Source organism: Granulicella sp. L56 (genome assembly GCF_009765835.1).
Taxonomy (GTDB): Bacteria; Acidobacteriota; Terriglobia; order Terriglobales; family Acidobacteriaceae; genus Edaphobacter.
The window spans coordinates 924,882-949,948 of the sequence record NZ_LMUS01000001.1 but is presented as its reverse complement, the minus strand read 5'-3'; the positions used below and the strand labels follow the sequence as shown (position 1 = coordinate 949,948).

Below are 25,067 nucleotides of genomic sequence, written 5' to 3'. Positions count from 1 at the left end.
GTCGTCTTGCAGACAGATGGAATGTCTATCCCATCTGCCTGCGTCATCTATGCGCTAAAAGGCCAGACGCGCGGCGAACTGGAATGCTCTGGGACCGCCGGAGCCGAAGAAGCCGCCCGCCGTGGTGACGGCAGAGTAGAAGTTGCTCTGGACAGCCTGTGCAGGCTGGCCGTTCTGGGCCACCTGGAAGGGCCCGATGGAGATGTTCCTTCCCGAATAGTTGTTGTTGCTGGTTCCGCGAATGTTGGTCTGGTTCAAGACGTTGAAGGCTTCGCCGATCAGGCTGAGGGTCATGCGGTCTCTGAACAGAAAGTCTTTTTTCAAGCGAAGATCAAGCGAGCTGAAGGGGCTGTAGAAGTTGATGCCGCCAGGAACATGCTGAAGTGTTCCGCCGGCGAGGCAGGGATATGCTCCTGGGCATACAGGCAAGGCGTTCCACTTGTCGATGACGGCGTTGAGCTGGTCGCTGTTTTTGATCTCGCGGCCGATGGAGTTGCGCGCGAGCAGCGGCAGACGCGACCCGGTGGCTCCGTTGATCGCTCCGGTGCCGGGGAGGAAGGTGTCCGCGGGCACGCCGGAGCCGAAGGTGTAGATCGGGGCTGCCGAGATATGCCAGGGGAACTGGGCTTCTCCGTAGAGGGTGAGGCGGCTGCGCTCGTCGGTGACGGCATATCCTTTCTCCAGTTGCGGTTGATTGACTCCCTCAACCAGATTGACCTGCTCGTTGGCGTCGCCGTTGGTGAGCTGATCGTCGTCGGAGTAGTCCAGCGTCTTCGAGAGGGTGTAGCTGACGTTGTACTGATAACCGATGGGGCCAAGCTTCGAGCTTCGATGCTGCAGGCTGACGATGAGGCCGTCGTACCAGGACTTGGCCTTCGACTCGAGGATCGTGATGCTGTCGGAAATGCCGCTCACCGGGTCGGTGATGAGGCAGGGAAGATTATTGCCAGGGCAGGCGACATCGGGCGAGGTTGAATTGGTGGAGCGCAGGAAGTGACCGTTCAACTGGCGGCGCGCGAAGACGTGAAGGCCATCCGCAGAGAGAACCCAGTCGTTACCGAACTGCTGTTGGAGGCCGACGGAGAATTGCTGGTAGATCGGATGATGAGTGTCAGGTCCTGTGGCGATCAGGCCGACTCCACCTGTCTGCCTTGGCCCGCTGAAAGGGGCAAGGAGGCTGGGAGATCCAGGAGCGAAGCTGGCGAGAGGAGCGAAGCAGGCATTGAGGCTGGGCGGTCCAGGGACGTAGGGTGAGATGCAGGCGGAGCCGGAGTACTGCGTTACCGTGAGCGCGCGGTTGTTCTGGACCAGCTCCTTGGAGGCGGCTTCGAGGATGATGCGGTCGTAGTAGATTCCGTAACCGCCGCGGAAGACAGTCCTGCCTCGACCGTAGGGATCGTAGGCGAAGCCGACGCGTGGGCTGAAGTCTTTGCTGTCAGGAGATTTCTTGAGATCGAGAATGTTCGCCATCCAGGTGCAGGGAGTTGAAGGTATCGAGGTGAGATTGGGGCATGGGCCGTGGGCGCTGGAGGTGCCGGTGATGTTGGTGTCGTACTCCCAGCGCAAACCCAGGTTGAGGGTGAGGCGGGGATCGACGCGCCAGTCGTCCTGCACGTAGCCCGCGATGTAGCTGTTGAATACCTGGGGAATAGGCACTGGCGTGACGGGAGCGCTGCTCTTGAGCGCGACGGCGATGGGGAGGTCGAGATCGTTCACCTGGCCATCGCCGTTGAGGTCGGCGAAGGCGAAGTCGACGGGGAGGATGACGGTGCCGCTGCCGAAGACATTAATCTCGCCGGCGGCAGAGTAGTGCTGAAACTCCGCGCCGAGGTGCAGGGTGTGTTTGCCGAGTGCCCAGGAGTAGCCATCGCGGAGCTGAATGCGGTTCATTTGCGTGGCCTGCGGCAGGTTGAAGTTTGCACCATCCGCGAGGTCGGGAAAGATGAGCTCATTGGTGAGGTTGAGTTGCGGATCAGTGGTGGGATCGCTTTGCGGGAAGGGAGGAATTTCGTTGGAAAAATTGTCGTAGTGAAAAGAGAGGCTGTTGACGCGGGTAGGCGAGAGGACCGTGGTGAGAGTGGTCTCGATGGAGTTGAAACGGTTGAGCGAGTTCTGCCGTTCCGCAGCGCTGAAGGAGGGCGTCGTCTCCGAGGGAGTGGCCTCGCCGGTATCGGTAGAGCGGTTGAAGGAATAGCGCACCATGAGGCTGTTGCTTGCGCCGAGCTTCTGATCGTAGCGTGAAGACCAGAGTGCATCGCGCAACGGAGCGGGAGCCGAGGTATTTTGGATGGTCGAGGTCGCGAAGTTGCGTGTCCCGGTCTGGAGCGCGGCATTCTGATCGCGGTATTCAACCGAGCTGAAGATCCACGCGTTATCTTTGCGCAATGGGCCTCCGAACGATGCGCCGTACTGCTCGCGGTCGAAGGGAGGAGTGGGCAGCGTGTGGTCGAAGGTCGCTGGGAGTGCCTGAAGATTGCGGTTGCGCTCGAAGAGGAAGAGCGAGCCATGATAGTCGTTGGTCCCGGACTTGGTGACGATGTTGATGATGCTGTTGCCGGAGCGGCCGACCTCCGCAGTGAACCTTGCCGTGGCGATTTGGAACTCCTGCACCGAATCCTCGGGGAAGTTGGCGAGGGTCCCGCCGACGATCTCGTCGTTATTGTCGCCGCCGTCTACGGTGATGTTGCCGCCTCTTCCAAAGCTTCCTGCGGAGCTGACCTCGAGCGTATTGGTCTTGGTGGGGTCGAAGGTAGGAGCAGGGCGATTGCCGGGGACGAGGTAAGCCAGCTCAAGAAAGTTCCTGCCATTGAGCGGAATGTTTTCGATGGTCTTCGAGGTGATCTGGCCCTGGATCATGGACTGCGAGAGATCGACGCCCTGATTGTCGGCCGTCACATTCACGACTGCGTGCGAGGTTGCGAGCGAGAGCTCCACATCGACGGTCCTCGCTTTGCCGGCTTCAAGGACGACGTCGTGCGTCTCGGTGACGGCGAAGGAGGGACTTTCGACGCGGAGGTCATAGGCCCCCACATTCAGCGAGGAGAAGACATACAACCCCTCCGCATTCGTAACCGTCTGCCGCGAGGTGCCCTGGGCTGTGTTGGTGACGCTGACTCGCGCGCCCGAAACGCTGGCGCCCTGCGGGTCGGTGACTCGTCCATTGATTGTGCCGCTGGGAAGCTGTCCAAAGGCTAGTGTGCTCACTGCCATCCAGAGAAGTGCTGCAAGGGTTTTACGCATTCGTCCACTCCGTTTTCCATGCCCGGGCCGTTGTCGGTGTGCGCAAAAAAGCGGCACTTCGGGGCCGTGGGCTAATGAAAAATTCATGTTGATCTGTATTCGTGCCAACACTACAGTCAGCGGTCGGAGTTGTCGTCGCCCGGAAGATTGAATTGTGGTTCGATCCTTTGATGGAGTAAGGAATTGCCTGAATCTACGGCAATCTCAATCTTTCGATGGATGCCGATTATGGAAGAGGCACGTAGGATGGTGCCTCAATGGAACAGCGTCGTCAGATGGGTTTGGCAGGTACGATCGCCGTCGTCATGGGCGAGTCGATCGCGCTCGGCATCTTCCTTACCCCCGCCGCTATGGCGAAGTCTCTGGGGTCTCCAGCGCTGTTGGCTTCGGTGTGGGGCGGCATGGGGCTGATCGCAATGTGCGGCGCGCTCTGCTACTCGGAGCTTGCGGTTCGCTTTCCTCATGCGGGCGGCGAGTATGTCTATCTGCGCGAAGGCTATGGTGGACGCGTCGCTTTTCTGTACGGCTGGATGTCCGCCGCAGTGATGGATCCAGGTCTCGCAGCGGCTTTAGCAATGGGTGCCACACCGTACATCTTTTCGATGCTGGGAATATCCCAGCGTTCGCGGCTTTGGGTCCCAGCGCTTTTGCTTGTCGCGCTTGCCGGGATCAACTACGTGGGAACGCGCCTTAGCCGTCGCGTGATGTCGGCAGCGAACCTGTTGAAGGTTGGTGTGCTGCTGTGTCTTGTAGCATGGGCGTGGTTCTCCGGACACTCGACCATCGGCAACATACTGCCGCTGGTGCATCGACGCGCGGGGTCGGAACCGATCTTCGGTGCGGTCGCGGGTGCAACGGTTGCCGCGTTTTTCAGCTTCGGAGGATGGTGGGAGGCGGGAAAGATTGCCGGCGAGGTCCGCAATCCACGGCGAAATCTACCGTTGGCATTCACCTGCGGCGTTCTGCTGGTGACGCTAGTCTACCTTCTTGTGAGCTTCGCGTTTCTCTCCGTGGTGCCGCTCGACCGCATCGTCTCCAACACCGCATTCGTGGCCCAGTTCGGCGAGGCACTGTTTGGAAGCCTCGGCGGGCGAGTGCTCTCGGCTTGCGTTTTGCTCTCGGTGCTGGGCGGGATGATGGCGATGACGATGGCCGCGCCGCGCGTCTATTATGCGATGGCGAAGGACGGCGCATTCTTCTCCATCTTCGGACGGCTGCACCCGCGCTTCGGGACGCCTGCGAATGCGGTCCTGTTGCAGATGGGTCTGGCCCTGCTGGTCCTGTGCTTTGGAGCATTCGACCGCATTCTCTCATTCATTATTTTTTCGGCAATCTGCTTTCTTGCGCTCTCTGCCGCTTCTCTCTTCCGCTTGAAGGAGCCGGTGCGGCGATGGTGGTATCCCGCTGCTCCGATTCTCTTCCTCGTTGGTTGCGGCGCAATCAACCTGCTCATCCTGATGCATGATCCGCTTCCAGCTTTGCTTGGCCTGCTCGCCGTGCTGTGCGGAGATCCCATCCGCCACTTCTTCTTCTCTTCGCGGCAATCTGTCACGACGCAGGTTCCAGAACAAACTCTTCCCTGAAAGGACACGACACTCCATGGCACATATCCAATTACCCGAAGGGCTTCCCGGAATCCGAGGCGCAATGGCGTTCCGGCCCGAGACCGCGAAACCGCTTAATGAACTGGTGGAGATTTTGCTGCATGGCCCGAACTCCCTAACGCCCGGCGAACGCGAGTTAATCGCGACCTATGTGTCGACGGAGAACGACTGCTACTACTGCCAGACGATCCACGGCGCCATTGCCGCCGCCAGCCTTGGCGATGACGAGGCACTGGTGAAGAAGGTAAAGGTCGATTTTCGAAACGCTGCGATCTCGGACAAGCTGAAGGCCCTGCTGGTAATCGCGGGGCAAGTGCAGAAGGGCGGCAAGCACGTAACTTCCTCCGCTGTAGCAGACGCGCGAGTGGTGGGCGCGACGGATATGGAGATACACGATACCGTCCTGATCGCCGCGGCTTTCTGCATGTACAACCGCTATGTCGACGGTCTGGACACGGTGCAGCCAAAGGACGAGGCAATGTACAGAGAGCGAGGCAAACGCGTGGCGCGCGACGGATACGTGAGCGTAAGCAAGGAGTACCTGCCCGCGGTCGCGGCACAGTAGAAAATGGTCTGCGCATCATAGTGAGAGATACAACCTAAGCCAGAGAAGGATCGACATGCCACATATATCTTTACCCGAAGGAATTCCCGGGATCAGCAGCGGCTTCGCCTTTCGGCCGGAGACGGCCAAACCAATGCGCGAACTGGCACATGTACTGCTTCATGAACCCAGCACCTTGAGCCCGGCAGAACGGGAGCTGATCGCGACGTATGTCTCCAGTCAAAATGATTGTTATTTCTGCCAGACTAGCCACGGGGCTGCCGCCGCCGCACACCTCAGAGAGAACGCGAGCGCGGTAGACCAGGTGAAGCATGACTTTATGCATGCCGCTGTTTCGGACAAGCTCAAGGCGTTGCTTGTCATTGCCGGACAGGTACAACAGAGCGGCAAGAACGTTTCGCCGGACAGTGTGCAGAAGGCTCGCGAGCTAGGTGCAACCGATCTGGAGATCCACGATACGGTGCTCATTGCCGCGGCTTTCTGCATGTATAACCGCTATGTGGATGGACTTGCGACGTGGCAGCCGCGCGACCCCGCCATGTACGCCGCCATGGGCGAACACCTTGCCGCGCACGGTTATATCGCCCCGTCTATAAAGCCGTAATACCATGGCATGGCATCATCGCTACACGAAAAAGAAAGGCTCGGTAGAAGAAGTCCATCGAGCCTGTGAGGTAAGTGTGGGGTTTTGCAGCACTCACGCTACGACGCATTTAAACAAATGATCGCATCGGAATTGAGCTAACGGAAGGCCTAATCTCTTCCCGGATCAGAGGGCTTTACGATGCCACGAAATACCTGTCATCAACTCCCTTCGGCCAGCTATCAGCGTTTTACAGATTCTGATTTCGAGGGGGCACCGTTTAACTCCCCTGCGACCTTGCCATTTGCGCTCGCCTTCTCAAGTTGTTCGACGAGTGAAGCATCGACTGCCTTGTGCAGATCGCTTGTCTTTTGGAATTCAACCTTTGCGTTAGCGGTTCTGCCCATATCTTTATAAAGTCGCGCCAGTTGCCAATGAGCGTTCATATCATCGGGATTTAGTGTTGCGGCGATCTTAAGTTGCTGCAACGCTTCCTCGCGATAACCCGCAGCAGCCTCAAGAATGCCTAAATCAAGATGAGGGAGTCCCACTGCAGGATCAATTTGAATTGCCTGTGTCAGTAAGGGAAGAGCGGCCTGGGGATGATTCAGATGCATGTCGCAGTCCGCGAGATACGTTAGAGCCTGGACATGGTTGGGAACATTAGCCAGTTCTTCCTGAAATTCGACCGCAGCATTCTCGTATTGTTTCTGCCCCCACAACAGATATCCCAGACCGAAGTGCACGTTTGGCTCCCTGGGATTGGCTTTGACGGCAGCGCGGAACTGCCGCACAGCGCCATCAGGATCTTTCATCTCGTCCAATGCTTCACCGGCAAGCATATCGGCCTCAGCCGATTCGGCATTCAAGGTCAGAATCTCGTGATAGACATCAAGCACACATTGGAACTGCTTTGTCGCGAGACAGCTATGAGCCAGAAGAAGGCGGAAAGGGAGATTTTGCGGTTCGCGAGTGGTTGCCTCTTTTAGATAGGGGATCGCCATCGCGAATTCACCCAGTCCATAGCGAGCCATACCGATAAGAATGGCAACGCGTTGCGCCTCCGGTGAGTTTGGCGGCTGCTCTTTGAGTAATTGGTCGAATACCCGAATCGCCTCCTTCAACTCGTCTCCTTTAAAGAGAGCAAGGCCGAGATTCATCTGCAAACCCGGCATCTTCGGATCGAGGATTAAAGCTCTACGATAGAAGGGGGCAGCGTCTTTGTAGTGTCCCTGGAGAGCTTCGAGAAACCCCAGATGAGCATATGCCTCGGCATTATTGGGCGTTCCTTTTAGAACAGCGTGCCACGCAGTCTCCGCTTCAGCATTTTTGCCCTGCTGCTCCAATGAGAAGGCCAACTGACGTTGACTCACTGTAGCCGCCGTTGCTTGAGCATGGCAGACAGTGGCCAGCGCCCCCAATGCCACCGCGAGGGCAATTGTTAGTTGCAGATTCGGTTTCACGATCATCTCCATTGACATTCTCGCTTGCCGAGGGGGACCACGCAATCGGGGATAAGCGCGCAATAAACTGGGCGCGACAGAGATGCCTGCCGCGCCCAGATTTGAATTTGCAACGTTAGAACTGCAACTTTCCACCCAGTTGCAAAACTCGCGGATCGTAGGCAGATGTTACCTGCCCGAAATTCGCGTCAGCAGAGCCCGCATCTACACCGTTGAATTGCGTATGGTTGAAGGTATTGAAGGACTCAAACCGCAGTTCCAGTCTCGGTCCCTCTGCGGAGGAGGTCAACGCAATGGATTTGAACAAGGACAGATTGAAGTTCAGACGTCCCGGAAGGACAATCGCATCTTTTCCGGCATTGCCGAAGCCTTGGTTTGAACCGCCATTCCAGGGGGCGATTGGCGCAGCAAACGAGTTGGTACTGAACCATTCGGACCGTTTCTTGGGATAGGTGATGTTCGACACCAGGTTTGGACGATTCGTCGTGCCTCCTCCAAGACCGAGAGTATCGGCACCTGTATAGGTGATGTATTGCGGAACTCCCGATTGCACAATCGTAATCCCGGAGATTTCCCAGCCCCCAAGCGTCGTGCGGGCCAGCCCATTGGAACTGTTCCTGAAGAACGGCAAGCTATAAATGTAGTTCGCATTGAAGATATGGCGACGGTCGAGTCCTCCCGAACCACGGTCATAGGCCGCATTGAATGGATTCGAGAGCCCATTCAGGTCGTAGCTCACCTCATCGATCTCATGAGACCAGGTATAGGCCAGTTGAAGAGTCAGACCGTGCCGGTTCTCCATGCGGAGGCCTGCCTGAAGAGAGTTGTAGCTGAAATTAGTCTCGTTCTCTTCCTGGTTTATCGAGCTAAAACCGGGGAAGATGCGATAGAGGTTTGCATTCAGCGTTCCATTCGCAACACCTTCTCGCAGGTCATACGGATTCGCCGCATTGTTAGGATCAGTCAAAGGCAATGTGTTGATTGCCCGGCCATCGCTCTGGTCCCAGCCTAAGGAACCTGCATACTGCAATACAGCAATGATTGAAGGAGCCAGCTCCCGCTGGACCCCAAAGCTGAACATTATCGTTCCGGGTGGCGAGTACTTATACTCCAGATTGGTAAGAACAGAGGGGAAGCTCTGTGTTGTTGTAATTCCAGTCAAAGCACTGGTGTTCGGATTGGAGAAGGAAACATTGGTAGCGGAAGGCTGGTAGGCAAAGGGAGGATTCAAAGCGGCGTTATAGACGTCGTTACCCTGAACTCGCTCATAGAACACTCCAAAGCCACCGCGGACCACTGTCCTTCCGTCATTGGTAGCACTGTAGGCAAATCCAACCCTGGGTTCAAAGGTGTAGTAGCTGTTTTGAACGACTCCGCGAGAGAAGCCATTCGCGCCAGCCTCCTTGATGCCATTGAGATAAAACTGTGCGCCGTTGAAGCTTGTCAGCGAAGCGGGATTGAGCGTGCCATCTGGGTTGAGAGGATTGCCCAAAGACGTGTTGTAAGCCGACGGAACGAAATTCGCAAACTGGTTATATCGTTCGAAGGCATGTGGCATTCCGTCATAACGAAGACCAAGGTTGAGAGTCAACCGCGGCGTAATATGCCAGTTGTCATTGCCATAGAAGCCGTAATTGTTGTTGACCCAATGCTTGCCCGCCAAGTATTGCAGTTGAGTAAAGGTTGCCGCATCTCCCAGCAGGAAGTTGACATACGAATCGCCGGAAAAGCCGCTGGAGTTGAAAGCAGCAGTGCCTTGTGTGTTTGCCTGCAATTGCTGGTTCTTGGGGTCGTGCAGGACGCTGGCGCCAAATTTGAACTGGTGCTTTCCGTGGGTCCAGGAGAGATCGTCCCGGGTCTCATAGCCTTGATATGAGTTCTTCCAGGGAAAGTAGCTCGAACTCCAGTTTGTATTCAGGGGTGAACCTTGCAGATCAATCTCCGGCATGCGGCTGCCGACATTGTTCGCAAGGGGAAAGAAGCTGGTCGCTGTCCATCCAGCGGGTTGCGCAAATGCGGAGTCCGCTCCGGCGACCGGGCTCAGGTGAATCGTATTGCCGCTGTAAAGGAATGCGGTTTCGTTCAGCAATGAAGGTGAATAGGTCTGTGTCAGCTTGATGGTCGCAGACCAGGATGGATTGAGCATGGCCGTGCCGACAGTCGGATAAGTACTATCCCCCCACAGCGGCGGATAATACGTTTGACTGACTGCGTCATGGAGATAATGGCCCATCAACTGCAATTTGCTATTGATGGTATGGTCGATGCGAACTACGTCCTCACGGACATCCGTAGGCTGAGGGATCGAAGAGATGTATTGATTTGTCCCTAGATTCGGCTTCGGGAAGGTTCCCGCGTTCACCTCTAAGACTGCGTTCTGGTCGATCAGGGCTGCGGGGATGACATTATTGGGAAAGGGCTGTCCAATATGCAGGTTGTTGGCTGCATAGATCTGGAGTTTGGCTGGATCTGTGGTGGCAGGAACCACCGGAATAGGCGCCTTGTCTGCAACCGTGTAGGCCAATGACTGATTGGGGGCAGGAAAATTATTAGCCGCAATCGTATTCACGACAGAAGGCGCGCTCCCCTGAATCAGCTTTCTCCACTCTTCATTGACGAAGAAGAATGTTCGGTTGCGTGAATCGTTATAAATATGGGGGATCCAGAGAGGGCCGCCGATATTGCCGCCATAAGTATTCAGCCTGAACTTGGGACGCGATTGTCCTGCCAGATTCGTAAAGTAATTGTTGGCGTCGAAGGCTTCATTTCGGTTGAATTCCCACAGCCCCCCGTGGAACTGGCGAGTGCCTGACTTGATCACCATGAGGATCGTTCCACCAGAACCGATGCCGTAGTCTGGTCCATAGTTACTGCCAAGCGTCTGGAATTCGGCGAGGGCGTCGATAGAAGGCAGAGAACTAAAACAGCCGCCGCAACCGCGATCGTTCAGCTCCCCTCCATCTAACAGATAGATGTTATGGCTGACGCGGGTTCCGTTGAAGCTGATGGAGTTGCTCGAAGTCAGCGCATTCACGCCGCCAAAATCCGATAGGGTATTGGAGACCCCCATGCCCAAAGCTGCAAGCGCTGTTACATTGCGGCCGTTGGTAGCTAATTGGGAGACCTGTTTGCCGCTGATAAGGTTACTGAGTTCATTGGTTTCAGACTGAACCTGCAAAGCGTTCGCTGTCACAGTGACTGTCTGTTCCTGGCTGCCCACGGTAAGAGCGATATTCTCTTCGAGAGTCTGAGCGACATTGACCACGATGCCAGTTTTGACATATTTTTGAAAGCCCGCGACAGAGCTGCTCAGCGTATAACGCCCGACGCCTACGTTTGCAAAACGATACGCTCCCGCATTGTTGGAAGTAACATTCCTTGTTTGAGCGGTTGCATCGTTCCCCAGCGAAACCTGGGCATTCGCGACGATTGCGCCGCTTGAATCCACCACCGTTCCGGTGATGGTGGCGTTGTCCTGAGCCCGCGCCACGGGGACCAGCATCACGAATATGGCGATCAATGCGAGCCATATTTTCAAACAAGTCAATACTGGTAGTTTCAGCGCGAGAATTGACGCACCACGATCATTTTGCATCGCATCGTATTCCATGATCTGCCTCCAAAGTAAATGTTTACTCAACAATCGGAAGGTTCTTCTCAGAAGGGCCTCCCTTCAAAGCATTTGAAGTAAGCGTTTTCTAAGCACACCGATTAGGCTGCTTTATCTTTTAATTGTCAAGAGATTTCTACTTTAGAAGCCAGAATTATTTGTATTTGATGGTATCTATATCCATCGATCAATCGATTTAGGTTATGAATCCTAGAGAGCAGGAAAACGATTGCCAAATAAGATGTATCGACTTCCTAAGTCTTTTAGTCTCGGCATTTGATGGGTTGGGTCGAGCATAAACCTGTCTGGGCTTTGGAGCCAGATTTTGCAGAGGTAGGGATCGATGAGTTTGAGCGGATTATTCGTCTAGAGGAGCTCTCCTCCACATGTAGTTTTGGTGATTCGAGCAAAACGCAGATTCCCTTCGGGAATGACAAACAAAGGAAGCTACACCTGAGAGAAACTAGCTATAGAACTACCGCGTGCGATCGATTTGATATCGTTCGTCGATAAGACAGGATTTTAGACCGATACTTTGACGCCTTCACACGCTGGCTGTTTGCGGATTGGCACATCGTTTTGGCAGCATCCCGTCTTATTCAATCTCAAAACTCACGCCTTGAGCGAGCGGCAGTTCGCTTCCATAGTTGATGGTGTTGGTGGCGCGGCGCATATATTGTTTCCATGCATCGGAGCCTGATTCTCTGCCGCCACCGGTCTCTTTCTCTCCGCCAAATGCTCCGCCAATTTCAGCGCCGGAGGTGCCGATGTTGACGTTGGATATGCCGCAGTCCGATCCGGTGGCGGAGAGAAACTGTTCGGCCTCGCGCAGATTCATGGTGAAGATGGAAGAGGAGAGGCCTTGCGGCACGTCGTTATGCAGAGCAAGGGCATCGGCGAAGTTGCTGTACTTCATGACGTAGAGAATGGGTGCGAAAGTCTCGCGCTTGACGACCTCTGCTTGAGTGGAGATTTCGACCAGTGCGGGACGAACGTAAAAAGCCTGAGAATCGCCGATCGACTTGACTCGTTCTCCACCGGTGATCGTCGCACCCAGACTGCGTGCCCCATCGAGTGCCGCTTGCATAGCGAGGAATGATTGCTCGTCGATAAGGGGCCCAACCAATGTTCCAGTTTCGCGTGGGTCACCGATGACGATGGAGGTGTACACCTTTTTTAGACGAGCGATCAGCGTGGGATAGATTGACTCGTGGACAATCAATCGGCGGAGCGTTGTGCAACGCTGGCCGGCGGTTCCGATGGCAGAGAAGGCGATAGCTCGAAGTGCAAGGTCGAGGTCTGCACTGGGGCAAACGATGGCTGCGTTGTTCCCACCCAACTCGAGGATTGCACGCGCGAAACGTACGGCAAGTCGTGGAGCAACGGCTCGGCCCATTGCGGTCGATCCTGTCGCAGATACCAGAGGAACAAGCGGAGAGTCCACAAGCTGCTGCCCGACCTCCGCATCTCCTATCAAAAGCGTCGTGAGGCCGTGCGGCACTCCACCGAACTTTGCGGCGGCACGCTCAAAGAGTGCCTGCACTGCGAGCGCCGTGAGAGGAGTCTTCTCCGAGGGCTTCCACACTATGGCATCTCCGCACACGAGTGCCAATGCGGCGTTCCATGACCAGACGGCGACGGGAAAGTTGAAAGCGGAGATGATGCCCACTACACCGAGTGGGTGCCACGTCTCCATCATGCGATGTTGAGCGCGCTCTGATGGAAGGGTAAGTCCGGCGAGTTGACGCGAGAGCCCTGCTGCGAAAGTACAGATATCGATCATCTCCTGCACTTCGCCGAAGCCCTCTGAGAGGAGCTTTCCAGTCTCGATGGTTACAAGGCGGCCTAATGCGGGGAGTGCCGCACGCAACTCCTCGCCCAGCAACCGCACCAACTCTCCCCGTTTGGGTGCAGGGATGGTTCGCCACTCAATAAAAGCGGTATGAGCGGCAGAGATTGCTTCAGTTGCTGCAGCAGGACTTGCTTTAGAAACCTGCGCGATGACTTCGCCAGTGATTGGCGTGTAAACAGTGAGGCTTCCACCGGAGTATGCACTGGCCGGTACGCCCAACGAGGCCAGCAGATTGTGGGTCTCCTGCTCAATTAGAACGATAGTGTCGGTAGTCATATCGCATCCCAGCTTTCTGCGTGCCGCAAGATCTCGTGTCCTGCGGTCGACTTGTGAGAGCACTTGAGTCAAGTGTAATCGGCGCGCCGGGACGAAGTGGACGTTGTTATGAACGCAACTTCGATGCGGTGCTTCGAGGCTCCAATATCTTGTGAGGCTTATGAGCCTAAGACTTTGAGGTGGAAGTCATTTTAAAGATAGCCTGTGCGTTGGAGCTGTCGAAGCTCAGGTCCAACCCTTTTTTACCAGAGTCGTCCTCGGGCAGAGGGAGACGCGTGATGAACTCCAGAAAAGAGCCGGGAACTTCTTTCTCCAGGGAACCACCGTTAGGCGCACGAAATGTTCTTGGCACAAGGGCTGCGCGGAATGCAGTCTGGCGCACCCTGCTGGATTGAGAGGTCTCCACCGCAGCCTTCATAGGCTGTCCAAGTGCCTTCTGCTCGGCCGCGAGCTGATCCACATCTTCGACCCGGTCGGTAACGTGGTTGAATGCATTGCCTTCCGTAGCGATCCACGCTGCCTCAGAGGACTCAGCCAACAATTTCTCATAGTCTTCGAGAGTAATCTCGCCGTGCCGGCGGCCAAAGCAAGAGACAAGAACTGGCAAGAGAGCAACAGCCTGATCCTGACTTAAAGATCGTGCAGCCTCCAACTCTTCAAGAAGATTGTGCGCGCCCTGAGTCAGCGGATCGGTCGAAGTTGCCACGATGCGGCTCAGAGCGGCTTGGAATTCGGCGGAGAATCGTTCGGGATGAAGTTCGCTGACAAAAAATTGCGCGATCTCCTCGGGAAAGTCGACCTGGGCGTAGGAGCGGCCTGTCATGCGCAGCCGCTCCAGCGGATAGACTCCATGGAGCGCATAGCCAAGTGGGCGCAGTATCCGTGTGATGGCCTCTTGTCCTGCCGGAAGGTTCCCCATCCCTGCCATGGCGATCGTGCGAACCGCTCCATGATCGTGAAGGATAGTTTTTCCATTGCGAAGACTTTGATCCACGTAAATCTTCGCTGCAGGAACCCGTTCTATCAGGTCCTCAAAGAGGAGCATGTTTAGAGCTTGCGCAAGTTTTGATCTCGAAATTCGCGCCCCTGAATCCTCAAGGAATGCAGGATCTACTACAAGAACGTCAAAGAGACGTTCTGTCCGCTTCGGTCCAATTAAATTATCAAGAGTCGTCTGCAAAATGCCGCCAGGTTTAGGCATCGTATGTCTCCAAGATGTTGGCCGTAGAGGTACGCATCTTCGTTCAGCGAGCATGCCTCAAGCAGCGAACAATTCATCAATATGTAGTCCTGGCCGCTTGAAATGTAAAATGCTATGTTTTCAACACTTGATGAGGTTTCAGCATGATCCCTTTAAAGAGGGGCCCTTTTTAGGGCACTGCTTCTATTCAGGGAGGGCAAGATAATCGTGACTCAGGAATGAAAATGATTTAGTCTCAGACGGTTCATGACGATTAGGTATGACTGTACGGGCAGGTGACTTATGCCGGAACTTCCAACGATTTCATGTCTCCAGGCGTTCGAGAGTGTCGCACGGCACGGAAGCATAACGCGGGCCTCAGTAGAACTGAGCCTGACGCAGAGCGCAGTAAGCCGCCAGATCCACCAATTGGAATCTTTGCTCGACGTGTCTCTCTTTGAAAGAGTGCGTCAGAGGGTTGTCATCACAGACGCAGGGAAGCTCTACCTGAATGACGTGAGTAGAGTGATGTCCGGCCTGAAGGATGCCACGAGCCGGATCATGGCATGCGGAGGAAAGACGAACCTTCTCAATCTGGCTGTCTTGCCGACGTTTGCAACTCGATGGCTCATGCCGAGGCTGAACGATTTTCTTGAGAAGCATCCCGGTGTCACGATCAATCTGGCCACTCGACTCGTCCCATTCGATTTTGGAATGGAGCCGTTTGATGCTGGAATCCACTATGGCTTGCCCGATTGGCCGGGGACGGTGGCGCATCATCTGGTGGACGAAGTCACAGTGCCCGTTTGCAGTCCAAAATTGAAGGAAGCACAACGGATTAGAAAGCCGGTTGATTTAATTCGCACGGTCTTATTGCATCAGACGACTCGTACAGAAGCGTGGACGGAGTGGTTTCAAATGACAGAGGTGGAAAATCCACATGCCCTTCGCGGACCTCGATTTGAGCAGTTCACGATGGTCACGCAAGCAGCAATCTGTGATTTGGGGGTGGCACTGTTGCCTAAGCTTCTCATCGAAGATGAACTTGCTTCGGGAAAGCTAGTTATGCTGTTCGATCGTCCCATTCGAAGCGCAAATGCCTACTATCTCGTGGTGCCTGAGTCGAAGACTTCCTCAATGCTGCCGGCTGCCTTCACTCAATGGATCATCGGTCAGGCGAAAGCAAGCATCGGTAATAAATGACAAAAGACAGTCGTCATGAGAAAGATTCATGAGATATTGATAAAACATTGATATCCAGTATCGCGTCTTGAATGCTAGTGTTTGACTTCATCAGCAGCGTATTTCGTAACGGAAAGCAAATGATAGTGCGCTTCGCTTTTTGTTGAGATTGCAGAGCGTTCTTAGGCACCATGTTTTGTTGACTTCCAGAATAATTCGAAGAGGGTCTCGGCATGCGATTAAGGCTTCTCGTACTGACTTCCTTTTGTAGTCTGTTTCTCCTTGGTCATAACCTAGCCTGGAGCCAGGCAACGACGTCTTTGGGTGGGCACGTAACAGACGCAGGTGGCGCGTCGATTGCCGGAGCAAGTATCAAGCTCACGCGCACCTCGACGACGACAGTTCGCGAGGCCACGACGAATAAAAATGGCGAATACCAGTTCTCGCAGGTTGCTCCTGGGCGCTATGAATTGACGGTCGTTTCGCAGGGATTCGCTACAGCGAAACAGACCGCGATCGATCTTCTGGTAAGTCAACCTGCGACGATCAATGTTTCCCTTGCCGTCGCGACCGTTACCTCGGATGTCACAGTAAGTGCCGCCATCCAGCCGGTTTTGAATACGACCGACGCCACGCTGGGCAATGCGTTCACTGGTCAGCAGATTGAAAATCTTCCGAGCGAGGCCAGGAACGTCCCCGACTTGCTGAGTCTTCAGCCTGGGGTTACATTTCTGGGCCGCACCGACACTGACACCGGTACGCAGTCGAACGGAAATACTAGCACCGACTCGCGCAGCGGTTCTACAAATGGCGGACGATCTGACCAGGCCAACATTACACTGGACGGCATTGACGTCAACGACATCAACAATGGTTATGCTTTTACCAGCGTGCTGCGCGTGTCGCAGGATGCCATTGCCGAGTTTCGCGTGACGACGAGTAATCCGAATGCTGAAGAGGGGCGTTCCTCGGGCGCGCAGATATCCCTGGTCACCAAGAGCGGAACGAACTCACTGCATGGTGTCGTCTACGCTTACAACCGCAATAATCTGTTTCATGCGAATGATTTCTTCAATAAGCAGACGCAAGCTACCGAAGGGCTGCCTAATGTTCCCCTCAAGCTGATTCGCAATGTCTTTGGTGCTTCCGTGGGTGGACCGATTAAGAAGAACACAGCGTTCTTCTTCCTCAACTACGAGGGTCGTCGAGACACGCAAGGCTTTACCTCTAATACTGACATCGTTCCGACTCCGAGCTTTCGGACGGGTAATCTGCAATATCTTTCTGCCAATGGCGTGACTACACTCACGCCCGCCGATCTTCAAAGCATGGACCCGCAGGGAATCGGAGTGAATGCAGCCGTTCTCGCGCTCATGAATACCTACCCCAACGGGAATCTCCCGTCGCAAGGGGATGGGCTCAATACCGAAGGCTACAGCTTCTCCTACAACACACAGCGCAGCTATAACGCCTATACCGGACGACTCGACTGGGACATCACGGGTAGCGGGAAGCATACAATTTTCTGGCGCGGCAATCTGCAGAATGACCACGAGCCAGGAGGACCTCAGTTTCCGGGACAGCCGGGAAGTAACACGCTATTGACGAACAGCAAAGGGTTCGCAGCGGGCTATACGGTCTTGCTCACAAGCAACCTGGTCAATAATCTTGCGTTTGGTCTCACCCGGCAGGGACTGAGCAACGCCGGTCTTTTATCTGGCCCCTATGTGACGCTACAGGAGCTCAGCCCGCTACAGGCCACCACGGACTCTAACTACACCATTGCACCGGTGTACAACCTGACGGACAACCTCTCGTGGACGAAGCATAACCACAATCTGGCGTTTGGAACGAACATCCGCTTCATCGATGACCGGAGCTCGAGCAATGCACTTTCGTATTCCAATGCGACGGGGACGTATCAATACCTCAACCCCGGAACGATAGCTGGTAGTGGCGGAGCTTTTGATCCCGGCACCTATGGTTATCCCGAGGTGGCTGGTTCCAAAACAAATTACAACAGCGCGGTGATGGCGGCTGTTGGAATTATTAACGTCGGAAATATAACGTACAACAGCACAAAAAACGGAACGACGCTGCCTGTCGGTGCTCCTGTGAGCCGTGACTATCGCTGGAATGAGTATGAGCTTTATGCGCAGGACACATGGAAGGCGCTGAAAGACCTGAGCATCACCTATGGATTGCGTTACTCCTATCTTCAGGTACCTGCGGAGACGAGTGGAACGCAGGTGGGAGTATGCCAGATCGTTGGCAATGAGTGCGCGCCCGGCGCGTTTTCGCTGACCAAGTTTGTTAATCAAAGCGCGCAACTGGCGGCATCGGGTCAGTCGGCCAGCGGGGCGGGTGAACTTGGTTTCCCTATCAACGGGCGCTACAACGGTAAGCCGGATTATTGGACGCCGGAGAAAGGAAATCTTGGACCGCGCATTGCCGTGGCTTATTCGCCAACACCAGACTCGGGCTTTCTGAAAAAACTGTTGGGCGAGGGGCAGACCAGCATTCGTGCAGGCTATTCTCTGGTGTACGACCATTTTGGAGCGGCGATCGTAAACAACTTCGACACCGAAGGATCGTTTGGCCTCTCCACGACGCTGCAGACCAGCGCTGGTGCGTTGAAGGCCGGTACGGCGCCACGCTTTACCAGTGTTAATAGCGTTCCACAGAGCTTGTTGCCACCAGCGCCTGCTGTTGGATTCCCCGGTATTCCCGTGAGAAGTGGACCGACGAGTGGTGCGATTTACTGGTCGCAAGACTCCGCCGTCAAGACCCCTTATGCGCATGTAGTCGACTTTTCGATTGCTCGTGAGATCCGCAATGGCTCCTCGCTGGAGGTGACATATGTGGGGCGCTTCGCGCATCGTCTGTTGGAACAGGAAGACGTAGCGATGCCTACCAATCTGGCAGCCGCAGGGACGACTTACTTTGCTGCTGCGAAACAGATGTCACTGCTTGCCCGTCAAAACGGAGGCAACGGTGTCGATGTGTCAACGGTGCAGCCCATTGCCTACTGGGAAACTCTGTTTGGTGCGTTGGGTGGACAAGACATTGGATTTGGCCCCGGATTTACTGCTACACAGAATATCTATCAGCTTTACCAGCAGAATCTCTACAACGAAGCCAACGCGCTGTATGCGCTGGACATGCCGGACACGACTACCGGTGCAGGGATCAATCCCAACCAGCTCTATCCCTCCAACCGTTTCTACCACGACCAGTTTTCCGCGCTCTATGCATGGAGATCGATCGGCAACTCGAACTACAACGCGCTTGAGGTTGTCTATCGCCAACGGTTCGGCCTTGGATTGCAGGCCGATTTCAACTACACCTTCTCGAAGTCTCTGGATGCGACCTCGCAGGCAGAACGGCTAGGCTCCTCGGGTGGTGTCAACAACGCGCAGATCTTTAATACATGGCAGCCTGATCAACTTTATGGCCCCTCGGACTACGATTTGCGGCACCAACTCAACACGAACTACATCTGGGACCTGCCGTTTGGCCGGGGCAAGCGATTCGCGTCTTCGATCGGAAAATTTGCGGATGAATTGATCGGCGGATGGCAGACTACCGGAATCGTTCGCTGGACCAGCGGCTTCCCGTTCTCTGTGAACAATGGAAATAATTTTCCGACCAACTACGACATCCAAGGCCTTGCGACGCAGGTCGCCAAGATTCCGAAGGGCCGCGGAAAACTGAATCAGCAGTTTGCAGATCCCACCGCAGTCTTTGCCGCTTTCGACTTTGCGCTGCCGGGCGAGTCGGGATCGAGAAACGTCCTGCGAGGCGATGGGTATTTTGAAGAAGATGCCGGACTGGGAAAGACGTTTCCTCTTAAGGCCAGCATGCAAGTGAAGGCTGGCGTGGAAGTGTTCAACGTGACCAATAGTGTGCGCTTCGATGCGCATTCGGTCTCTGCGAGGATTGACAATTCCAATGGCTTTGGGACTGCTACGACTGCACTCACGAATCCTCGCCTGGCACAGTTTTATGCGCGCTTTGAATTCTAGGAATGGGAACGTTCAGTTAGCGCTTTGAACATGGAAGACGGCATCCAATGAATGCCGGTATGATGAGTCGGCGTACGAATGGGAGGGATGATGCGAGTGATGATAGCGAATATCCCGGTAGCCGTCTCATTGAGGAATTGGAATGCTTCGATTCTTCAACGCCGTTCCGACACGCTCCAGAGAGCGCACACGCCTTTTCATGTTCTTCCAAGCAGCAACAGGCCCAATCTCTTTTCCGGTGATTAGCAGACGTCTCCTTGCGTGAATGTGTTGGCCCTGTTCGGCGGAAGCGCCTTTCTCCATACGAAGAAAAGCCGTGACTGCGATGGGGCACGAACCACGGACTGCACCGCTGACCGAAGGAGAATTCCCATGAATAGCTCGACGCAAGAGAATCTACGCACTGCGACTGCTGAGACCCATGCCAGGTTCGGTCCGAAACTCACTACCTCTCTACCGGGACCCAATGCACAAAAGATCATTGTTGACGACAATCGCCTGCTCTCGCCAAGCTATACCCGAGGCTACCCCCTTGCTGTAAAGCGGGGACGAGGCTGCAGGATTGAGGATGTTGATGGAAATGAGTTTCTTGACTTCACCGCCGGCATCGCGGTGAACTCGACCGGCCATTGCCACCCCGAGGTGGTTAAGGCGATCCAGGATCAGGCCGCGGAGTTGATCCACATGTCGGGCACGGATTTTTACTACGACCTGATGCCGAAGGTTGCGCAGAGGCTTTCCGCCATCGCGCCCATGCCGGGACCGCATCGTTTCTACTATGGTAACTCGGGCGCAGAGGCAGTCGAGTGCGCGATGAAACTAGCCCGCTACCATACCGGGCGGCAGAACATCATCAGTTTCTTCGGAAGCTTTCATGGGCGAACGATGGGCGCGCTTTCACTAACGGCGTCCAAGCCACAACAGAAGCGCCGTTTTGCCCCGTTCGTTCCCGGAGTCACGCACGTTCGCTATCCCTATGCATATCGGGGATGCAGCGGCGGCCCACAAGCGGAGGAGGAGTTTGGGCTTGGCTGCGCAAGGTTTATCGAGGAGAAGTTATTCAAGACCACGCTGCCACCAGAAGAGGTTGCGGCGATCTTCGTAGAACCGATTCAAGGTGAGGGAGGATACGTCGTGCCGCCAGATATCTTTCTTCACGAAATTCGTCGCATCTGCGATCGACATGGCATTCTCATGGTCGTCGATGAGATTCAGTCGGGCGCGGGCAGGACGGGCAAGTGGTGGGCGATCGAGCATTCAGGTGTCCAACCGGATATCGTTTGCATTGCAAAGGGAATTGCGTCGGGGATGCCGCTCGGTATCTGCATGTCGAAGGCGGAGATTATGGACTGGGTGCCCGGTTCTCATGCGAGCACGTTCGGCGGCAATCCACTCTGTCTGGCTGCGGCGCTAGCGACGATGGATATTATCGAACGCGAAGCGATGTCTAATGCCGCTTCGGTCGGCGCGGAAGCCCTAACGCGATTGAGAACATGGGTAAACAAGCATGAGATTGTCGGTGATGTACGCGGCCGCGGGCTGATGATCGGCATCGAGATCGTAAAGGACAAGCAATCGCGTACGCCGGTTGGGCCAGTGAGAGATCGGATTGTCGAATTGGCGTTCGAGCGTGGACTATTGCTGCTTGGTTGTGGAGAAACAACGATCAGGCTTTGCCCACCGCTCATCGTCAAACAAGAAGAGACCGATGTGGCACTCGATATCCTGGAAGAGTGTATTGCCATGGCTGCTCAGTAAATGGCGTCAGCGTCGGGTAATGTCCCGAAATCCGATCGTTTCAATGGAGTCTATTTCGATTTCTCCTTCTTCCATGCGGTATCGACTGCCGATGCGGCATGGAAGAAGGTCTGATTAGGTCCCCAATGATTCCTTCAGAGGCTAAAGCTTCTTTGCATAAGAATGAAGGGGACGCGACTTCAGTCGCGTCCCTTCAAAACCATGACATAGTCAGAGGTTCCCTAAGAGATTTTGCGTCTACTGAAGTTGCATTGACTGCTTCTGCGGGGAGAGTTACAAAAAAACCGATTTTTCGTGCAGATCAATCCCATTTATGAACGTTGATTGCATATGATAGCGGTGCATAAAAATATGCGATTCGCCATGACCTCAAGAACATCATCCACGGCCATTTCGCTCGTTGTATCTATCGGGTATTCGTCCGCGCTGTGTGGGCAGCGGGCAAAGACGCCGCGGTTACGGCTGCGATTTTACTTTCTCACCTTCTTAGCGATCTCTCTCTGGCTGGTGCCCCCGCTAGTTGCCCAAAGTAGAACCATTCACATCATGGAGCGGTATCTGAATGTGCCGGTAGGTCGTGAAAGTAAGATGCGGGTGTTCCAGATTCGCGTCAAAGGACTTCAGAAACGTGAATTTCCCGCACAGTTGGCAGAGCACTCTATCGACTACTGGATTTTTTTAGACGTCAGCGAATTTAAAGGACAGACCATTACCTTATCTGGTCCTTCCGATCTTTCAGGCCCTGCTGCCCAGACTGCCTTGGATCGTATTTATCAAGCTGATCAGATTGAGGGAGCAGCCACCTTATATAAGGAGCGCAATCGGCCCCAGTTCCACTTCACCGTCAAGCGAGGGTGGAGCAATGACGTGAACGGCCCGATCTTTTATAGAGGACAGTACCATTTGTTCTGGCAGGCTTTCCCATTCGGCGTCACATGGGACACGGATTTCATGTATTGGGGGCACGCCGTCAGTAAGGACCTAATCCATTGGCGGGAGTTGGCGCCCGCACTCATGGTCGACAAACTAGGCTCCCCCTGGTCCGGTACAAGCTTTATCGACCACAACAACGATGGAGGCTGGGGAAAGGATGCGCTCGTATTGGTCTACACGGCCTTTGACCGCGTATCGCATAAGCAGGTACAGTGCATTGCCTACAGCACCGACAATGGGGCCACATTCACGCGGTATGCTGGCAACCCCATTCTGGATAGCAATCGGGAGGTAGGATCAAACGATACTAGAGACCCCAAAGTTTTCTGGTATCAACCAACCAGACACTGGGTGATGGTCCTATTTGAGAAGGATGGTATGTCCTTCTACACGTCTACCGATCTTAAAACCTGGGTACGGAAGAGCCACTTCAAAGGCCTTCATGAATGCCCGGATTTCTTCGAGCTGCCGGTTGATGGAGATGCTAACAACAAAAAGTGGATCCTTCACGGCGGTTCGTCCAGCTATTTTATCGGCAGCTTCGACGGCAATACGTTTACCGCTGAATCTCCCGAGTTGCATTATGCTGAAGGGAAAAATGCGCAGGGTGACGACACCCTCTATGCCGCGCAGTCCTTTGTGAATATGCCAGACAGCAGGCGAGTCCAAATGGCATGGGGAAGAATTCAGCCAGAGGGCATGCCTTTTAACCAGATGATCTTATTCCCCACGGAACTAAAGCTGAAATCTACTGCGGATGGTTTGAGGTTGCAGGCTACTCCGATTGAGGAAATAGGACGACTGCACGGGAAGGCATTTATCGGGGAGAGATTAAATGCTGAGGACACCAATCGAAAGTTAGAGTTAGCTGGATCCGGACCTCTCGACATCAAACTTCAGGTTACGTTGGGCGGAAATGACAAGATGGCGATACGGTATGAGGGAGATACGCTGGCTACGATCTACTCCGCAGACTTCAAGAATAGCGGCGCATCAGTGGAAGTATTGATCGACGAGGGAGTGGCAGAAATCTTTGTAAATGGAGGGGTGCGCTATATCGTTAGAGAGATTCCCACGAATACAAGCGATCATCATCGGCTGGAACTCGAACTGGGGCAGAAAACGAGCATCATCAACCACCTTGAAATCTATCAAATGAAATCGATATGGAAGCCCCAGTGACAAATGGTGTTTATTTTAGGCGATGGAACTATGCGGAAATAGTACTTCCGTTTTCGCTAGAGTGTTGATAGCGCAAAGGTGCCAGGCGCGGTCAGCAGCTCGCTCTTGTTGGCGATGTGTCAATAGATAGCACCGGGACCGGTCGCGAGACGTTCAGACAGCGTGCGGAACGGATCCTCAAGGTGTGTCTCGGCCCAACGCGTCCGAAATTCCGCTTAATTTCTTTACCAACCACCAGCCACCAGCCCGCAAAGTAATCGACCTGCACGCCAGCAAATCGTGCCCGCCGGCGAGCCGGAGGTCAACGCTCACATCCGCCCGCTCGGAGAGAAAATCCTGTGACGGTACAAGCCCTTGGAGTTGACATGTCGACAGCTAGGTGGCCAAGCTCATTTCCCAGTGCTTCGGTCAAGCTGCGGCCCGGTCGGGGAGCGCACGGCGGCGCAAGCTCGCCTGAGTCACCGCCGGCGGCTCATAGAGTGCGCCCATCGGCCCGGCGTCGGTTCCGGGCGCAACCACCTCGTCGATTAGGTTCAGGGTTTCGTCGTCGAGGACGACTTCGGCGCCGTCGAGCAGATCGTCCAGGTGCTGCATCGTGCGTGGCCCGAGGATAGCAGAGGTCACGCCGGGGTGGGCCATCACAAAGGCCATCGCCATGTGCGTCAGCGACAGCCCAGCCTGTTCTGCAATGGGGATGAGCCGCTCGACCGCATCCAGATTGCGCTCGTCGGACATCTGCCTGGGGAGGTATTTGACTCGCAGAGAGTCTGGTAGCGGCTGCCCTTTACGGTAGCGGCCAGTGAGCATGCCTTTCGCCAATGGGCTCCAGACCAGCGCGCCCATCCCATACTTCTGGCAGACGGGCAGAACCTCGTGCTCGATGCTGCGGTTGAGGATCGAGTAGGGCGGCTGCTCGGTGCGGAAACGCGCCAGGCCCCGTCGCTCCGCCACCCATTGCGCCTCCACGATCTCAGAAGCGGGGAAGGTCGATGAACCGATGGCGCGCACCTTGCCCTCGCGCATCAGGTCGGTAAGCACCGACAGCGTCTCCTCAATATCGGTGTCGGGAGAAGGCCGGTGGATCTGGTAAAGGTCGATATGGTCGGTCTGCAGGCGGCGCAGCGACGCCTCCACCGCCTGCGTGATCCAGCGGCGCGAACTGCCCTGCTGGTTCGGGTCCTCGCCCATCGCGCCGTGCACCTTGGTGGCCAGCACGACATTGTGGCGACGGCCCTTCAACGCTTTGCCGACGATCTCCTCCGACTCGCCGTTGCTGTACCTATCGGCGGTGTCGATGAAGTTGATGCCGAAATCCAAGGCCTTGTGGATGATGCGAATGCAGTCGTCGTGATCGGCGTTGGCGATGCCGCCGAACATCATGGCGCCCAGGCAATAGGGGCTGACCTTGATGCCGGTCCGGCCCAGTGTGCGGTATTTCATAGTTGTGTCCTTTCGTCTGTAGGTATCCGGTCAAAGCTGCGTGTAACGGTTCGATGATTGGGACTAGCCGTCACCACAGGATCGTTTCGTCTTGCCAGCGGGTGAACGTTCCGGTCGGACTGTCCGGGCCGAGCAGCGCCACGCGCACCGACGGGTTTGTCTTGCATAGGATTT

At 55.1% G+C, this 25,067-nt stretch carries 14 protein-coding genes; 7 read left to right on the top strand and 7 right to left on the bottom strand.

Annotation, left to right across the window (positions count from 1 at the left end; translation table 11 throughout):
- Nucleotides 1–54: 54 nt before the first annotated feature.
- Entirely contained in the window at nucleotides 55–3,240 is a 3,186-nt protein-coding gene (locus GSQ81_RS03840) for a TonB-dependent receptor (protein ID WP_158909369.1), read from the bottom strand.
- A gap of 257 nt (nucleotides 3,241–3,497) precedes the next feature.
- On the opposite strand from GSQ81_RS03840, the gene GSQ81_RS19955 reads away from it, so the two are divergent.
- The 3 genes from GSQ81_RS19955 to GSQ81_RS03825 are packed head-to-tail and all read left to right on the top strand — an operon-like array spanning nucleotide 3,498 to nucleotide 6,013.
- Complete coding sequence (locus GSQ81_RS19955) at nucleotides 3,498–4,823, top strand: APC family permease (RefSeq protein WP_158909368.1); 1,326 nt, start codon at nucleotides 3,498–3,500, stop codon at nucleotides 4,821–4,823.
- Entirely contained in the window at nucleotides 4,723–5,409 is a 687-nt protein-coding gene (locus tag GSQ81_RS03830) for a carboxymuconolactone decarboxylase family protein (RefSeq protein ID WP_256369653.1), read from the top strand. The genes GSQ81_RS19955 and GSQ81_RS03830 overlap by 101 nt, the downstream gene beginning before the upstream one ends.
- Nucleotides 5,410–5,464: 55 nt before the next feature.
- Complete coding sequence (locus tag GSQ81_RS03825; protein ID WP_158909366.1) at nucleotides 5,465–6,013, top strand: carboxymuconolactone decarboxylase family protein; 549 nt, start codon at nucleotides 5,465–5,467, stop codon at nucleotides 6,011–6,013.
- Nucleotides 6,014–6,234: 221 nt separating this feature from the next.
- Here GSQ81_RS03825 and GSQ81_RS03820 read toward each other — a convergent pair whose 3' ends face one another.
- The 4 genes from GSQ81_RS03820 to GSQ81_RS03805 all read right to left on the bottom strand — a co-directional run bounded on the left by GSQ81_RS03820 (nucleotide 6,235) and on the right by GSQ81_RS03805 (nucleotide 14,187).
- Nucleotides 6,235–7,455, bottom strand: coding sequence for a tetratricopeptide repeat protein (locus GSQ81_RS03820; protein WP_216846377.1), 1,221 nt, complete (start codon nucleotides 7,453–7,455; stop codon nucleotides 6,235–6,237).
- 115 nt (nucleotides 7,456–7,570) lie between these two features.
- On the bottom strand, nucleotides 7,571–11,065 hold the full coding sequence (locus GSQ81_RS03815; RefSeq protein ID WP_254059971.1) for a TonB-dependent receptor: 3,495 nt from the start codon (nucleotides 11,063–11,065) through the stop codon (nucleotides 7,571–7,573).
- A 595-nt stretch (nucleotides 11,066–11,660) separates the two neighbouring features.
- Nucleotides 11,661–13,193 carry an aldehyde dehydrogenase family protein gene (locus tag GSQ81_RS03810; protein ID WP_158909364.1) on the bottom strand — a complete coding sequence of 511 codons (1,533 nt, stop codon included), beginning with the start codon at nucleotides 13,191–13,193 and terminating at the stop codon, nucleotides 11,661–11,663.
- 166 nt (nucleotides 13,194–13,359) lie between these two features.
- A complete protein-coding gene (locus tag GSQ81_RS03805; protein ID WP_371715215.1) occupies nucleotides 13,360–14,187 on the bottom strand; it encodes a 2-oxoadipate dioxygenase/decarboxylase family protein in 828 nt (275 codons plus the stop codon).
- Between the two features lie 489 nt (nucleotides 14,188–14,676).
- Here GSQ81_RS03805 and GSQ81_RS03800 point away from each other — a divergent pair, with 489 nt between their 5' ends.
- The 4 genes from GSQ81_RS03800 to GSQ81_RS03785 all read left to right on the top strand — a co-directional run bounded on the left by GSQ81_RS03800 (nucleotide 14,677) and on the right by GSQ81_RS03785 (nucleotide 23,453).
- Complete coding sequence (locus tag GSQ81_RS03800) at nucleotides 14,677–15,576, top strand: LysR family transcriptional regulator (protein ID WP_158909362.1); 900 nt, start codon at nucleotides 14,677–14,679, stop codon at nucleotides 15,574–15,576.
- Nucleotides 15,577–15,875: 299 nt separating this feature from the next.
- Nucleotides 15,876–19,580 (top strand): TonB-dependent receptor, encoded by a 3,705-nt coding sequence (locus GSQ81_RS03795; RefSeq protein WP_158909361.1) that lies wholly within the window; start codon nucleotides 15,876–15,878, stop codon nucleotides 19,578–19,580.
- Nucleotides 19,581–19,952: 372 nt separating this feature from the next.
- Nucleotides 19,953–21,338 (top strand): acetyl ornithine aminotransferase family protein, encoded by a 1,386-nt coding sequence (locus GSQ81_RS03790; protein WP_158909360.1) that lies wholly within the window; start codon nucleotides 19,953–19,955, stop codon nucleotides 21,336–21,338.
- 546 nt (nucleotides 21,339–21,884) lie between these two features.
- A complete protein-coding gene (locus GSQ81_RS03785; RefSeq protein ID WP_158909359.1) occupies nucleotides 21,885–23,453 on the top strand; it encodes a glycoside hydrolase family 32 protein in 1,569 nt (522 codons plus the stop codon).
- 408 nt (nucleotides 23,454–23,861) lie between these two features.
- Here GSQ81_RS03785 and GSQ81_RS03780 read toward each other — a convergent pair whose 3' ends face one another.
- Both GSQ81_RS03780 and GSQ81_RS19770 read right to left on the bottom strand, forming a co-directional pair.
- Nucleotides 23,862–24,893 (bottom strand): aldo/keto reductase, encoded by a 1,032-nt coding sequence (locus GSQ81_RS03780; RefSeq protein WP_158909358.1) that lies wholly within the window; start codon nucleotides 24,891–24,893, stop codon nucleotides 23,862–23,864.
- Nucleotides 24,890–25,060, bottom strand: a complete 171-nt coding sequence (locus GSQ81_RS19770) for a hypothetical protein (protein WP_216846376.1) — start codon at nucleotides 25,058–25,060, stop codon at nucleotides 24,890–24,892. The genes GSQ81_RS03780 and GSQ81_RS19770 overlap by 4 nt, the downstream gene beginning before the upstream one ends.
- Between the last annotated feature and the right edge of the window lie 7 nt (nucleotides 25,061–25,067).